At 69.1% G+C, this 12,606-nt stretch carries 11 protein-coding genes and 2 pseudogenes; 8 read left to right on the top strand and 5 right to left on the bottom strand.

Going from position 1 to position 12,606, the window contains the following annotated elements:
- The first annotated feature begins 291 nt into the window (after nucleotides 1-291).
- Both ACZ5NW_RS27650 and ACZ5NW_RS27645 read left to right on the top strand, forming a co-directional pair.
- Nucleotides 292-802: pseudogene (locus tag ACZ5NW_RS27650) on the top strand (SigE family RNA polymerase sigma factor).
- 52 nt (nucleotides 803-854) lie between these two features.
- Nucleotides 855-980 carry a hypothetical protein gene (locus tag ACZ5NW_RS27645; protein ID WP_468746639.1) on the top strand — a complete coding sequence of 42 codons (126 nt, stop codon included), beginning with the start codon at nucleotides 855-857 and terminating at the stop codon, nucleotides 978-980.
- Between the two features lie 108 nt (nucleotides 981-1,088).
- Here the strand turns inward: ACZ5NW_RS27645 and ACZ5NW_RS27640 are convergent, their stop codons facing one another.
- Nucleotides 1,089-2,075 (bottom strand): LysR family transcriptional regulator, encoded by a 987-nt coding sequence (locus ACZ5NW_RS27640; RefSeq protein WP_468746638.1) that lies wholly within the window; start codon nucleotides 2,073-2,075, stop codon nucleotides 1,089-1,091.
- A gap of 94 nt (nucleotides 2,076-2,169) precedes the next feature.
- On the opposite strand from ACZ5NW_RS27640, the gene ACZ5NW_RS27635 reads away from it, so the two are divergent.
- From ACZ5NW_RS27635 to ACZ5NW_RS27620, 4 genes and pseudogenes are all read left to right on the top strand, one after another.
- A complete protein-coding gene (locus tag ACZ5NW_RS27635) occupies nucleotides 2,170-3,552 on the top strand; it encodes an MFS transporter (RefSeq protein ID WP_468746637.1) in 1,383 nt (460 codons plus the stop codon).
- A gap of 220 nt (nucleotides 3,553-3,772) precedes the next feature.
- Nucleotides 3,773-4,300: a DinB family protein gene (locus ACZ5NW_RS27630; RefSeq protein ID WP_468746636.1), complete on the top strand. Its 528-nt coding sequence runs from the start codon at nucleotides 3,773-3,775 to the stop codon at nucleotides 4,298-4,300.
- 114 nt (nucleotides 4,301-4,414) lie between these two features.
- A pseudogene (locus tag ACZ5NW_RS27625) lies at nucleotides 4,415-5,261 on the top strand (IS5 family transposase).
- Nucleotides 5,262-5,440: 179 nt separating this feature from the next.
- The gene (locus ACZ5NW_RS27620) at nucleotides 5,441-6,631 is read left to right on the top strand and encodes a M20 family metallopeptidase (protein ID WP_468746635.1); all 1,191 of its coding nucleotides are present in this window, start codon (nucleotides 5,441-5,443) and stop codon (nucleotides 6,629-6,631) included.
- A 194-nt stretch (nucleotides 6,632-6,825) separates the two neighbouring features.
- Here ACZ5NW_RS27620 and ACZ5NW_RS27615 read toward each other — a convergent pair whose 3' ends face one another.
- Complete coding sequence (locus tag ACZ5NW_RS27615; RefSeq protein ID WP_468746634.1) at nucleotides 6,826-7,422, bottom strand: TetR/AcrR family transcriptional regulator; 597 nt, start codon at nucleotides 7,420-7,422, stop codon at nucleotides 6,826-6,828.
- A gap of 338 nt (nucleotides 7,423-7,760) precedes the next feature.
- Here ACZ5NW_RS27615 and ACZ5NW_RS27610 point away from each other — a divergent pair, with 338 nt between their 5' ends.
- Both ACZ5NW_RS27610 and ACZ5NW_RS27605 read left to right on the top strand, forming a co-directional pair.
- Nucleotides 7,761-8,315 carry a TetR/AcrR family transcriptional regulator gene (locus ACZ5NW_RS27610; protein WP_468746975.1) on the top strand — a complete coding sequence of 185 codons (555 nt, stop codon included), beginning with the start codon at nucleotides 7,761-7,763 and terminating at the stop codon, nucleotides 8,313-8,315.
- Between the two features lie 33 nt (nucleotides 8,316-8,348).
- Nucleotides 8,349-8,771 carry a hypothetical protein gene (locus ACZ5NW_RS27605; RefSeq protein WP_468746633.1) on the top strand — a complete coding sequence of 141 codons (423 nt, stop codon included), beginning with the start codon at nucleotides 8,349-8,351 and terminating at the stop codon, nucleotides 8,769-8,771.
- Here ACZ5NW_RS27605 and ACZ5NW_RS27600 read toward each other — a convergent pair.
- The 3 genes from ACZ5NW_RS27600 to ACZ5NW_RS27590 all read right to left on the bottom strand — a co-directional run bounded on the left by ACZ5NW_RS27600 (nucleotide 8,734) and on the right by ACZ5NW_RS27590 (nucleotide 12,579).
- Nucleotides 8,734-9,846, bottom strand: coding sequence for a hypothetical protein (locus tag ACZ5NW_RS27600; protein ID WP_468746632.1), 1,113 nt, complete (start codon nucleotides 9,844-9,846; stop codon nucleotides 8,734-8,736). The two genes, ACZ5NW_RS27605 and ACZ5NW_RS27600, sit on opposite strands and share 38 nt — an antisense overlap.
- A 604-nt stretch (nucleotides 9,847-10,450) precedes the next feature.
- Nucleotides 10,451-11,473 carry an SDR family oxidoreductase gene (locus ACZ5NW_RS27595; protein ID WP_468746631.1) on the bottom strand — a complete coding sequence of 341 codons (1,023 nt, stop codon included), beginning with the start codon at nucleotides 11,471-11,473 and terminating at the stop codon, nucleotides 10,451-10,453.
- 56 nt (nucleotides 11,474-11,529) lie between these two features.
- Complete coding sequence (locus ACZ5NW_RS27590; RefSeq protein WP_468746630.1) at nucleotides 11,530-12,579, bottom strand: aldo/keto reductase; 1,050 nt, start codon at nucleotides 12,577-12,579, stop codon at nucleotides 11,530-11,532.
- Between the last annotated feature and the right edge of the window lie 27 nt (nucleotides 12,580-12,606).

Raw genomic sequence — 12,606 nt, 5'->3', positions numbered from 1 at the left:
GCTGGTCCGCTGAGGGCGACACCGTGAGAGCCAAGACGTCACCTGCTCTGCCTCCTTACCGCTAGCCGACTGAAGCCCCGGCCCCTGCCAGAGCCGGGGCTTCACCCCCGACCCGCCAACCCCTGACCCGGGGCTGTATGAAGCCTTCTGCGGATCACCCTCGCAGCCACAACACGCTCATGCCGGCCGCGTCCGTCATCCCCTGGCAGAGACATGCTCACAGCCCGACAGAAGCCGACCACCGTCATCTCCCCTTCCTGGCCGTTCATGCCGCACACAAGGGATCTGATCATGGACGTTCGCACGCACGTCGGTGAAGTACCGGACTTCGAGGAATACCTACGGGCGCGGCACGACGCCCTCGTGCGCAGTGCCCAACGCCTGATGGCCGACCCTCACGATGCCCAGGATCTGCTTCAGACCGCGCTCCTACGCACCTACCGACGATGGGAGGCCCTCGCGGACAAGCGGCTCGCGGACGCCTACCTGCGCCGCGTGATGATCAATACTCGCACCGAGTGGTGGCGAGCCCGGAAGCTGAAAGAGCTTCCCGCGGAGCACCTGCCGGACGTGCCCGTCACGGACCAGACCACGCAGCACGCCGACCGTGCACTACTCATGGGCATCCTCGAGGCACTGACATATCAGCAACGCAGTGTCGTGGTACTGCGGTACTGGGAACAGATGACCACAGCTCAGACGGCCGCCGCGCTCGGCATGGTCGCCCGGAACGGTCAAGAGCACCCTGCACCGAGCACTCGCCCGACTCCGCGAGGAGATCGAGGGACCCTCGGCTGGTTGAGTCGAGAGTTCAGGCCCCTCACCTTCTCCGAACTACCGCCAGAGGTTGGCTGATGTTCAGTTGTGTCGCCGAGTGCGACCGGATCAGCGACAGCCGGGCCGACTTCTCCCAGAAGCGCCGCCGCCACGGCGTGAACGTGGAGGTCATCGCCGAACCCGCGGGCAACCTACACGCTTGACCTGCTGTTGCCCGTCGTGGGCCTCGGCCGGCAGCAGACCTTCAACCCGCGAGGCTGGCAACAGTGCCTGGCCGCAGCCCTCATTGAGCAATTGTCAAATTTTGTGGATCAGTTGAGGCTGTTCGCGCTGCGAGACGGGCAGGACGTTCGACGAGGTGTGGTGCGAGGTCCGGCTCCGGACGCCAGTGCCGCCTGTGAGACCTCCGGCAATGGGTCGGCCCGGCGGGCGAGGTCGAGGAGGCTGTGCAGCGAGGGCTCGGCCAGGCCACGGCGGGGGTGCCACTGGGCGACAATGCTGACGGGCCGGAGGCGCTCGGCGAGCCGGAGCTCGACCAGTTCGCCGTTGCTCAACTCCCGCGTGACCGCCAGCTCCGGCAACAGCGAGACGCCGTGCCCGTGTCCGGTCAACCGCAGCAAGGCGGACAGTGAGCCTTGGATCGTCGCGAGCTGTGCCCCCGCGAGCAGGTCCCGTCCGAAGCGGTCCACCAGCATTTCCGAGGTGCAGCCCGGTTCGGCGACGAGGAAGTCGTAGGCGAGCAGCTGCTCCGGCGTCACCAACTCCTGCCGTGCCAGCGGATGGGTGGGCGCGGCCACGAGCACCGTGCGGTCGTGCCCCACTACAGTGTGCGCTCCGAGGGCCCGCATCCCGTTGTCGTACTGGAACACCAGGTCCAACTCCCCGGCGCCGTAGGCGCGCTCAAGTGAGCTCCGGTTCGCTACCGTCAGCTCGACATCGACGCTCGAGCCGGGGCCTCCCGCGCCGTACTCCAGCGCTGCCAGGACATCGGGCATCCACACGTGTGCCAGCGACTCCTGGGCGCCGATCCGGAGCCTGGGCCGGTCGCCGCGCGCGGCGCGGCGCATCCGCTCCTCCAGCTCCAGCGCCTCGCGCGCGTGCGGCAGCAATCGTTCCCCGGCCTCGGTGAGCCTCGCGCCCGTTCCAGCACGCACCAGTACGGTCGCCCCCAAGTCCGCTTCCAGGCGCTTGAGCTGGGCGCTCACGCTCGACTGGGCATACCCCAGATGCTGGGCGGCCGCGGAGATCCCGCCCTGGTCGGCGACCGCGACGAAGGCGCGCAGGTAGCGAGTGTCCACGTCGTCAGCCTATCGAGGCCCATCGGATTTCCCGATGGGGCCATCGAAGTTACCCCGTCGCCGAGCAGGGGGCTGTCCGGTCACGCTTCCCCCCATGACTCTCCAAAGCGGCGCCCGCGCCACCGATACCGCGTCACCGGCTTCACCTCCCTCATCAGCATGGTCTCGTCTCACCTTTGCCGGAATCGCCACCGGAAATCTGCTCGTCCTCCTCGACACCTCGATCCTCAACGTCGCCGTCCCCGACCTCGAAAGCTCCCTCCACCCCGCCGCCGCTGCGCTGCCCTGGGCCGTGGATGCGTACACCGTCGTCTTCGCCGGATTGCTGCTCGCTGGTGGTGTGTTCGCCGACCGGTGGGGCGCGCGCCGCGTCTACGGCTCCGCGCTTGCCGCCTTTGCCGTGCTGTCCGCACTGTGCGCAGCTGCGCCCAACGTCGGCGCCCTCATCGTTGGCCGCGCCCTGCTCGGCGCCGCCGGCGCCGGCCTGGTGCCCGCCTCGCTTGCCCTGCTCATCCATCTCAACCCGGACCCCGCCCGCCGCACCCGCGCCGTTGGTGCCTGGACCGCCTTGAGTGGCCTCGGTGCCGCGGCCGGTCCCGTCCTCGGCGGCGCGCTGGTCGAACTCGGCGGCTGGCAGCTGGTGTTCCTGGTCAATCCGCCTATCGCGCTTGCCGCCCTGCTGCTTGCCCGGCATCTCCCGAATCCTCCCACCCGCGCCGTTCGTGCCCTGGATCGCACTGGCCTTGTGCTGTCCACCGCCGCGCTCGGCGCGCTCACCTTCGGCTTGGTCGAGGCGGGCATCGAGGGCTGGGGCTCGCCGTACGCGTGCGGCCCGATCGCCGGTGCGCTGCTCGCCTTCGTTGTGCTGGCAGTGGTGGAACGCAGTGTCGCAGCGCCCGTGCTGCCTCCCGCGCTGCTCGCTCTGCCGCGGGTGCGGGCCGCCATGGTGGCCGCGGCGGTGTCGTGCTTCGCCTTCTTCGGCGGGGCGTACATGCTCGGCGTCTGGCTGCAGCACACCTACGACCTCTCGCCGTTCAAGGCCGGCCTGGCCTCCCTCCCTCTGACCTTTCCGGTCTGCGTGATGCCCTTCTTCACCGGCAGGCTGGTGGCTCGGTACGGGGCGCGGCCGGTACTGCTGACCGGCATGTCCGCGTCCGTGGTGTCCGGCGTGCTGCTGACCTTCGCGACGGCCCATCACCCCCCGCTCGTTCTGATCATCGCGGCTGAGATCGCGCTTGCCGCCACGGGCACCCTCTCCATCCCCAGTGCCGCCGCCGAGATGGCCGTCTCCGCGGCGCCCGAGTACGCCGCTACCGGCCAGGGTGCGCTCAACGGAATCAGGCAGGCCGGCTCGGCGCTCGGCGTCGCGGTACTCGGAACACTGGGCGCCCTGTCGGGGGCGGGATTCGTGCTCATCGGCGTCGGACTGGTCGCGGTCCTGATCGTCGCCGGCGCCACCGCCAAAGCCAGCACGTGACAGTGCCTGCCTCACCTCTGGATCCCGACGAGGACCCCGGCAAGACCGGCCGGGAGCTCTCTTCAGGGGATCGGTTGAGGCTGTTCACGCTGTGAGAGCGGCACGATTCTTTTCGACGATAGGCGCCCGGGAGGTGGCAGGGGCAGCAGAACGGTCACGGTCCACGGACCTGCCATTTTGCCTGCTTGAACCCTCCAAGATGGCGGTGCAGGGTGGATCCATGACATGGACAGCACCACCGGTCGAGCGCACCATGCAGCTAGGTGACCTGGGTACCGTAACTGAGCGTCACATGTTGGAGGGTTGGCTGAGCTGGCACCGGGAAACGTTGCTGGCCAAGTGTGCCGGGCTTGAGCCGGCCCAATTGGCGCAGACGACCGTAGAGCCGTCGAATCTCACCCTCCTCGGCTTGGTCCGGCACATGGCGGAGGTAGAGCGATGGTGGTTCCGGCGAAGCTTCGCCGGCGAGGATCTCGACGATGTCTTCACCGGCCCGTCAGATGGCAATGAGGGACTCGACGGAGTTCACGCAGCCGATGCGGAGAAAGACTTCGGACTGTTCCAGACCGAGGTCAAAGCGTGCGACGCGGCGGTGGCCGGGCATGACCTCGACGAGACCTTCATGTCCTCGCGCGGAGTATCCCTCAGTCTGCGCTGGGTCTACGTGTTGATGATCCAGGAGTACGCCCGCCACAACGGCCACGCCGACTTCCTTCGGGAGCGGACGGACGGGGTAACGGGCGACTGAGGTTCTCCGGACCGGCCCGGCAGCAGGTGCCCGCGAGATGGCATGAGCATCGGAACGGGCACGGGTCCACGTGATCATGGAGTTCTCTACGCTCAGTGATCACGAAGGACAGCCGTGCCCGCACTGCCATCTTGGCTGCTCGAACCCCTCTGGAACCAGTTCATGACGCTCCTGCCCGCTCGGGAGGAGTTCGCCGCGGGCCACCCGCTTGGCTGCCGCCGCCGCGTTCCCAACCGGACTGTGTTCGAGCACGCGGTGCTCGCTTTGGTCCACGGCTCGGGCTACGAACGGATCTCCAGCCCCGGATGCTCTGACCGGACCATCCGTCGACGTGTCAAAGAGTGGGCTGAGCAGGGGATACCCGAAGTGGTGCACGTTCTCGCTCTGGAAAGCATACGACCGGATGGTCGGCCTGGAACTGTCCGAGATGTCCGTGGATAGTTGCATCACCAAGGTCCCGTGTGGCGGCCAGAGTGCGGGCCGATCCCCGGTGGACCGCGGGAAGCAGGGCCTGAAACGCTCGGTCGCCACTGATGCCCGCGGCGTCCCGCTGGGCCTGGTCGCGGCGGGAGCCAACCGCCATGACTCGCCCCTGCTCGGACCGACTCTCCTCGCAGCAATGGACCAGGTCGGGCCACTGCCGGACGTGAACGTCAACCTCGACCGGGGCTATGACAGCAACACGTCCCGCGCTTTGCTCCGGGAGTTGGGCTTCACCGGTGAGATCGCCCGCAAGGGCGCGCCCGCCCCGATCCAGGCCGGCAAGCGGTGGGTCGTGGAACGAACGCACTCGTGGATGAACAGCTACGGCAAGCTTCGACGCTGCACCGAGAAGAACAGCACCGTCGTCGAGTGCTACCTCCACCTGGCCGCAGCACTCGTCACTCTCCGCATGCTGATCCGCCACGCCACCATTCACTACCGTTGGGATCAGCGTCCCACCACACGCCGCCTCAAGTGATCCATTTGCCGGTCGGTCCAAGGACCTGGCCGCGCCCTCATAAGCCGACGGGCTGGGCCAGCGCGGGCGCCCTGCAGACTGCCGAGCACCTCGCAGCGCGGTGCTCAGTCGGAGTTAGGGTGCCTGGCTGTCGGTAAAGATCGGGCAGGTACGGCACAACTGGAGGGCGAGGGAGAAGCGTGATCGAGGATCTTCAGCAAGCGGCCCAGGCTCGTATGGCGTCCGTGGTCGGGCTGGCGAGCGAGCTGATCCGCCGTCCGAGCCGGGCGGGGATCGACGACTACGGGCCCGTCCTTGGCGTGCTGGAAGACTGGCTGGCCGCCTGCGAGCTGCCCCACCGGCGTCTGCATGACACGACGGGTGCCCTGGTGGGGTTGCTGATGGAGGTCCCCGGCGGGCGGCCCGGCGCGTGGTGGACGCTGGACGCGTGCGTGGACACCGCCCCGTACGGCGACGAGACCGCCTGGTCCTTCCCGCCGGCCTCGGGCGACATCGTGGACGGCTGGCTGCGCGGCCGCGGTGCGGCCGACTCCAAGCTCGCGGCCGCGATGTTCTGCCACATCGCCGCCGACCTCGCCCCCCGCGCCGGCGACCTGGCCGGCGGGCTCGCCGTGCTCCTGGACGTGGATGAGCACACCGGCGGTTTCGGCGGCGCCCGCGCCTACCTCGCCGACCCGCACGCGGCCCGCCCCGCCGGGGTGATGATCGGCTACCCCGGCCTGGACGAGGTCGTGGTCGGCGGCCGCGGCCTGTGGCGGGCCACGATCACCGTGCATGCCCCCTCCGGACACTCCGGCTCCAGCAGGACCGTCATCGGTGCCATCTCCCGCGCCGCCCACCTCGTACGGCAACTGGACACGGCCGGACTGCCCGGCGTGGTTGACGGCTCGGACTTCCCGCTGCCGCCGAAGCTGTCGGTCACCGCCTTCCACGGAGGCCGGGGCTTCTCGGTCACGCCCGACCGGGTCGACATCAATGTGGACGTCCGGACCACTCCCGGCTTCGGCGCGCACGACGCCGAGACCCTTGTCCGCAAGGCGGTCGCCGAGCTCGACACGGAGCTGCCCGCCCCGGCGCCCACCGAGGTCACCCCGGTCGCCGCGTGGCCGCCGTTCCGCCTCGCCGAGGACGAGCAGCCCGCCGCCGCCCTCCTTGGCGCCGCCGCCCAGCAGGGGCTTGCCGTCCGGGCGAAGACCGCGGGCCCGTCGAACATCGGCAATCTGCTCGCCGGGCAGGGCATCGCCGCCACGGCCGGCTTCGGCGTGCCGTACGAGGGCCTGCACGGCATCGACGAACGCGCCCACCTTGCCGAACTCCCCACGGTGTACGCGGTCTACCAGCGGGCCGTCCTCAGCCTCCTCGGGGGCTGACGTCCCAGCAGCATCCCAACTTCCTCCCAGATATGGCACTGTCGATGGCCTGCGCGATGACGGCCAGCCCGATGCTGCGCTCGCGCAGGTCCGCGCCGAGGGTCACCAGGTGGAGCACTGAGCGGGAGAGCCGGTCGAGCTACGCAGATCGCCTGCGGGAATCGCAAGGACACCGAGGTCGAGCGCTAACCGCTTCAAACTCTGGCCTCTGTGGTCGGCTTGAGGCCGTTGAGGAGGTAGTCGACACGGGTGGCGGTGTTATCCGGGTCGAGAGGGTCGGTTCCTAGGAGCAGGCGATAGTAGATCGGGCCGAACAGAAGCTCGATCACGGTTCGCGTCGGGACGTCGGCACGAAGTTCGCCAGCTTCCACGGCTACGTCGAGGCGTTCTTGCCAGCGCTCGATGCGGGGTTCGAAGAAGCTGGCGCGAAGTTCCTTGGCCAGTCTCTCGTCGCTCTGCGCATCCGCGACCACGCCGCGCCAGATGGTCCCGAGGCTGGAGTCGAGCAGGCGGACGACGGCCTGTGCTGAAGCAGTGATATCGGCGGCGGTGTCGCCCGTGTTCGGTACGTGGGACGCGGGTCCGGTCCGGTCGTTGAGGGCCTCAAGGACGACGGCCGCCTTGCTCGGCCACCAGCGGTAGATGGTCTGCTTGCCAACGCCGGCGGCTGAGGCGATGGCATCCACGGACACCTTGGCGTAGCCGTCACGAACGCATAGCTCAAGGGCGGCATCCAGGATCGCCCGATGCGCGCGCTGGTTCCGCAGATTGGGGTTAGGGGCTGGGGTCATGCCCAGATCCTTTCACAAGACAATTCGTCTCGTCTTGACGCGATCGGTGCGGGTGCACCAGGATGATCACCGGTCAGACGAGACATGTCGACTCGTCTCGCTGGGGCCCCGAAGCCGTCTGCGCCCTGCCGGTGACGGCATGCAGGGCGGATTCGGCGCTGTCTACGCCATGGCCTGAAACGGCGGCGACTACCAGAACTGGTGCTAGTACCAACGCCGTTCAGCTAGGCGTGGAGGCTGCTCGTCAAGGCTGGTGAACGAGGCAGCAAGAGTGGAGGCGCCTCCACTTACTTCTGATGAGGAAGGGCCCTTTCGTGACTAGGGACACCGGGCGACCGATGCGGGCCGACGCGCGGCGCAACCGGGAGAAGATCCTCTCCGCAGCCGTCCGCGTCTTCGCTGAGGAAGGGCTGGATGTGCACTTGGAGCGCATCGCCAAGGAGGCGGGCGTGGGCTCGGGCACTCTCTACCGGAACTTCCCCACTCGGGAGGCGCTGATCGAGGCCGCCTACCGCAACGAACTGAGCCGGTTGTGCGAGGCCGCTTCCGAACTCCTGGCGGCCATGCCGCCACGCGAGGCGCTCCGCGCCTGGATGGGGCGCTTCATCGACTACGCCACCGCGAAACTGGGGATGGCCGAGACCCTGCGTGCCGTCGTCGACTCCGGCGTCAACCCCTACGACCACAGCCGCGAGCTGATCATGAACGCCCTCACCTCGCTCATGGACGCCGCGACCGCCACCGGGACCATACGCTCGGACGTACGCCCGGCCGTCATGCTGGCCGCCCTCACCGGCGTCGCCCTCGCCTCAGGAAAGCCCGAGGAACGCGAGCAGGCCGAACGCCTGCTCGACCTCACCCTCGACGGACTCAGGTACGGCACGGCGGACTGATGAACTCCCGCAAGTGCCGACGGGCTCGCCTCCGTGCGAGCCCGCGGCCGGGCCGGCGCGCGCTGGCCGAAGCGCACCGAGGACGCGGCCGCGCTCGCCAAACGGCCTTATGACGAGCGGGCGGAAGCCGTCCAGCACGAAGCCCTGGAACCGCTCGACGAGGCCAAAGCACGTGAACGGCTCGTCCGGATCCACGGCTCGCAGCGTGCTGTAGCCCGGGCTTTGGGCAAGTCCAGCGGCTGCGTTGCCCAGCGCCTGGCGCTGCTGAAGCTCACTCCGGAGCTCAAGCAGGCCCTGGAAGACGAGGCACTCCCAGTCAAGATCGCCCGCACTGTCGGGCAGTTGCCCGAACAGCAGCGGCATCACGAACGTGGCGATCCCGACCCTGTTCGCTTCGGCCAGGGCGGCGCGCAGCAGCTCATACACAGAAGAGGCCGGAGCGCATGTGTTGCGTGAGGTTCTCGAGGATCTCGCGCAGCCGCGGGCTGCACTCGGCCGGCAGCTGGGTCAGGGTGTGCCGGAAGATGCCCTGGTCGACCTGGAACAGTTGATGGGGGCGCGGCGCGGGCGGGTCGTCGCGGAGAACGCCGTCGGGCACGGTGCCCGACGCGGGGAGGCGTAGGTGCGGCTCGGGGAAGGCCAGCCACATCCACACCCCGAACGGCAGCGGCACCGGATAGGCCGATGCGGGCTGGCCGGCCGGGCTCCAGGTCTCCCCTGTCTGCGGATGGGTCGGCACGAGCAGTATGTCGGCGTCCGCGTCAGGACCGGACAGTCCCGGTCCGGCCAGCACAGCGTGCCGCGTCGGCCGGCCTCCGGGCAGGAGGGCGTCGAGGGCACGCTGGAACACTTCCGCGGTCAGCCCGTTCGGGACGGTCACCGGCTGACCGTTGGAGGCTGCCAGCAGATGGGCGAGCGCCCGGCCGGCAGCCGCCTCCCACTGCGGACTCCATGACCACCGGTGGCCCGACCCGAGCAGCGAACCCCATCTGGTGATCGGCTCGTACGGGGGCGTCCGCTTGCCCTCCACCAACAGTTCCGCCCAGGAGAGCGTTGTGGGGGCGGCGTTGTCGACGGGGAGGCGGCGCACGGCGTCCGGCGCGAGCCAGACCGCTTGCCAGAGTGAGCAGTCGTCGATCCGGCTCGCCACGGCCAGGCCGCACGCCTCACAGGCCATGTTCGGGCCCTCACCCCAGTCGAGGCCGCAGCAGTAGCCGCCGGCCTTCTCCGGGATGAGCACAGCGCCGCGGGTGTCTCCGGGTGCGATGACGACCGTGCCGGGGGTGCCGTCGGACCAGGAGAAGCTCGGCGCGTGGATGTCGCGGGCCGTCGCCTGCTCCGGATCGGTCTCATCCCATCTCCGCCATGGCGGCCCCAAGCGGTTTGGGTCTACGGCAAACGTGCCCGACTCCATGAGCACCGGCAGCTGAACCCCGTTCCCGTACTTCTGATGGGCGTGAGCCGGCAGCACGACCTGGGACAGCGGGACCGTCAGCCTGGCGCCGCACCCAGCACACACGAAAATGAACAAACATCCTCCGCCGAAGAAGCGGAGAGCATCCTCGCAGCTCCGCCACGGACCGGCCAACGTGTTTCATCCGCTGCGGGGCCGGACACGGCCACGGCGTGAAGCATCACTGTTCGAATCCTCGACGCGCCAGGTTCCTCCCGAAGTTGTGAACATCTGCTTCCCGTTCTTGCAGCGCGGGGCGATGTAGTAGGTGCGGTCGAAGTAGACGGGCTCGACCTGGTCTAGAGTGACGAAGTCGGGAATGGCGACCGGTGCGTTCGCTGACCCGCCGGTTACGGATCCGGTCCGAGGTGCCACGCTGCTGCTGGTGGAAGTGGACCGTGTGGTCCTCGGTCGCGATGAATACGCCCAGGGCATGCTGACCTTCTCTGAAGTGGCGCGTCGTCGAGCTCCCGTCGGCTCTGCGGACTGGTCTGCGGCAGGGGCGTAGCGGGGCCATGCCAGCCCGGAGGTTCCCGTCCCCGCTCAACCACCGGGGAGATCAGGCGGCCCGCACCGAACGCTGGTGCGGCGCCAGGGCCGGCGGACACAGTCGTTCCGCGTCACCAGCCCAACGCACACTTCGGTGCCTTAAGGCTGCCGCGTCCGTCGGGTACCGAGCCGGTCATTTCCCGACGCCGTGGGCGAGGAGGCTCTCGGCGGTCTCCGCGATGGTGTCCTCGAGGGGACGTGCCCGCCAGCCGAGAAGCCGCTGCGCCTTGGCGCTTGTGGCGTCGAGATCCCGGCCAAGCTGGTGCCTGAGCAATCGCAGTTCCGGGTTCACGGTGCCCAGCATTCGCGCGAGCCACACGGGCAGTTCGCGGTCCGGGGCTTTGGCGGCGCGTTCTCCCAGGCGGTCACGGAGAATGCGCGCGATCTCGACGACACGCAGGCTGTGCCCGGCGGTTGCGAGGAAGCGCTCTCCGGCGGCCGCCGGATCGGTCATCGCGCGCAGGTGCAGATCCGCGACGTCGCGCACGTCGACGAAGCCCATCCCGAAGGGAGGGCAGGCAGGCACCCTTCCCTCGAGCATTCTGCGCACCAGGCGCAGGGAGGGCGGGTCGTCGGGGCCGAGCAGTGGTCCGAGGACCCCCACGGGATGCACCGCTGCCAGTTCCAGCCCGCCGCCTTCGTCCGCGACGAACTGCCAGGCGGCGCGTTCGGCGAGTGTCTTGGAGCGCTGGTAGGGCGGGATGTCGCTGTCGACGTTGGTCCAGTCCTCCTCGGTGAACGGGGTCGAGCGTGGTGGGTGCCCGATCCCGATGGCGCCGAAGGCGCTCGTCAGGACGACCCGGCGCACGCCGGCGTCGCGGGCGGCGCGCAGCACCCGCAGGACGCCTTCTCGTGCCGGGGCCACCAACTCGTCGTCGGTCGCCGGGGTGTGGCGCAGGGTCGGCGAGGCGACGTGGAGGACGAAGTCGCAGCCGGCGACGGCGTCGTCCCAGCCCTCGGCGTGTTCGAGGTCGGCGCGTACGACCGTCAGACGGTCGTCGTCGAACGGTGTGGCCGCGTGGAGCCAGGAGCGCAGAGCCGGTGCGCGGCGCAGGTCTCGGACGGTGGTGCGGACGGTGTGCCCGGCCTCGAGCAGGGTCAGGACGCACCAGCTCCCGATGAATCCTGTCCCTCCGGTGACCAGTACCTGTGCCATCTGTGTGCCCTCAGCTCGGGATTCGGATATCAAGGGGTGCCTCTCGGTAGGGCGGTTCATGCGAGAGCCATGCCGGGAACGCGCTTGCGGATGGCCTCCAGCTCGGCCTCGTCGGATACGCCCTGCCAGTCGTGGCGGGGGGTGTACGGGGCCTCGAGGGTGCGCACGTCCTCGTCGGTCAGTGCGATGTCGAGAGACGCAACGGCCTCGTCGATCTGCCGGATCGAGCCGGCGCCGACCAGGGGTGCGGTGACGACCGGCTGGCGGCGCAGCCAGGCGAGCGCGACCTGTGCGCGGGTGACGCCGTGTGCGGCGGCGACCTTCCCGACGGCGTCGATGATCGCGTGGTTGGACGCCTCCTCGGCCGGCGAGTAGAGCAGGTCGGCGTAGGCGCCGTCCGTCTCGGAGCGCGCCGTCGAACGGGCGTCGTCCCACGCGCGGGCGAGACGGCCGCGGGCCAGCGGCGACCAGACGATCGTGCCGACGCCCTCGTCCAGGCACAGCGGGATCATCTCCCGCTCCTCCTCGCGGGCGAGCAGGTTGTAGTGGTCCTGCATCGACACGAAGCGCGCCCAGCCGTGCTGCCTCTGCAGGTGCAGCGCCTTCGCGAACTCCCAGGCGTGCATGGACGAGGCGCCGAGGTAGCGGACCTTGCCGGCCTTCACGAGGTCGCTGAGCGCTTCGAGGGTCTCCTCCCAGGGGGTGGAGTGGTCGTTGCGGTGGATCTGGTAGAGGTCGATGTAGTCCGTGCCGAGGCGGCGCAGCGAGTGGTCGACCTCGGTCATGATCGCCTTGCGTGACAGGCCGCGGCCGTTGGGTCCCAGCCGCATCGGGTGGCGCAGCTTCGTGGCGATCACCACGGCATCGCGGTCGGCGAAGTCGTGGAGCGCGCGGCCGAGGATCTCCTCGCTGGAGCCGTTGGAGTACATGTTCGCGGTGTCGAAGAAGTTGATCCCCGCCTCCAGTGCGCGCCTGATGAGCGGGCGCGCGTCCGCCTCGCCCTTCGACCAGACGGGATGCCCGCGGCCGGGTTCGCCGTAGGTCATCGCACCGATCGCGATCGGGGACACGTCGAGGCCGGTCATGCCGAGCTTGATGTATTGCATGCCGCTCCTTAAAGTATGCGGAGAGCT

The sequence above is a fragment of the Streptomyces sp. NPDC032126 genome (assembly GCF_055580085.1).
This window is presented reverse-complemented; position numbering and strand designations above follow the sequence as displayed.

Bases quoted from the DNA above. Each gene is read 5' to 3' on its own strand.
- ACZ5NW_RS27645 (WP_468746639.1), top strand. From the start codon at position 855: ATGTTCAGTTGTGTCGCCGAGTGCGACCGGATCAGCGACAGCCGGGCC.
- ACZ5NW_RS27635 (WP_468746637.1), top strand. From the start codon at position 2,170: ATGACTCTCCAAAGCGGCGCCCGCGCCACCGATACCGCGTCACCGGCT.
- ACZ5NW_RS27630 (WP_468746636.1), top strand. From the start codon at position 3,773: ATGACATGGACAGCACCACCGGTCGAGCGCACCATGCAGCTAGGTGAC.
- ACZ5NW_RS27615 (WP_468746634.1), bottom strand. From the start codon at position 7,422: ATGACCCCAGCCCCTAACCCCAATCTGCGGAACCAGCGCGCGCATCGG.
- ACZ5NW_RS27610 (WP_468746975.1), top strand. From the start codon at position 7,761: ATGCGGGCCGACGCGCGGCGCAACCGGGAGAAGATCCTCTCCGCAGCC.
- ACZ5NW_RS27595 (WP_468746631.1), bottom strand. From the start codon at position 11,473: ATGGCACAGGTACTGGTCACCGGAGGGACAGGATTCATCGGGAGCTGG.
- ACZ5NW_RS27590 (WP_468746630.1), bottom strand. From the start codon at position 12,579: ATGCAATACATCAAGCTCGGCATGACCGGCCTCGACGTGTCCCCGATC.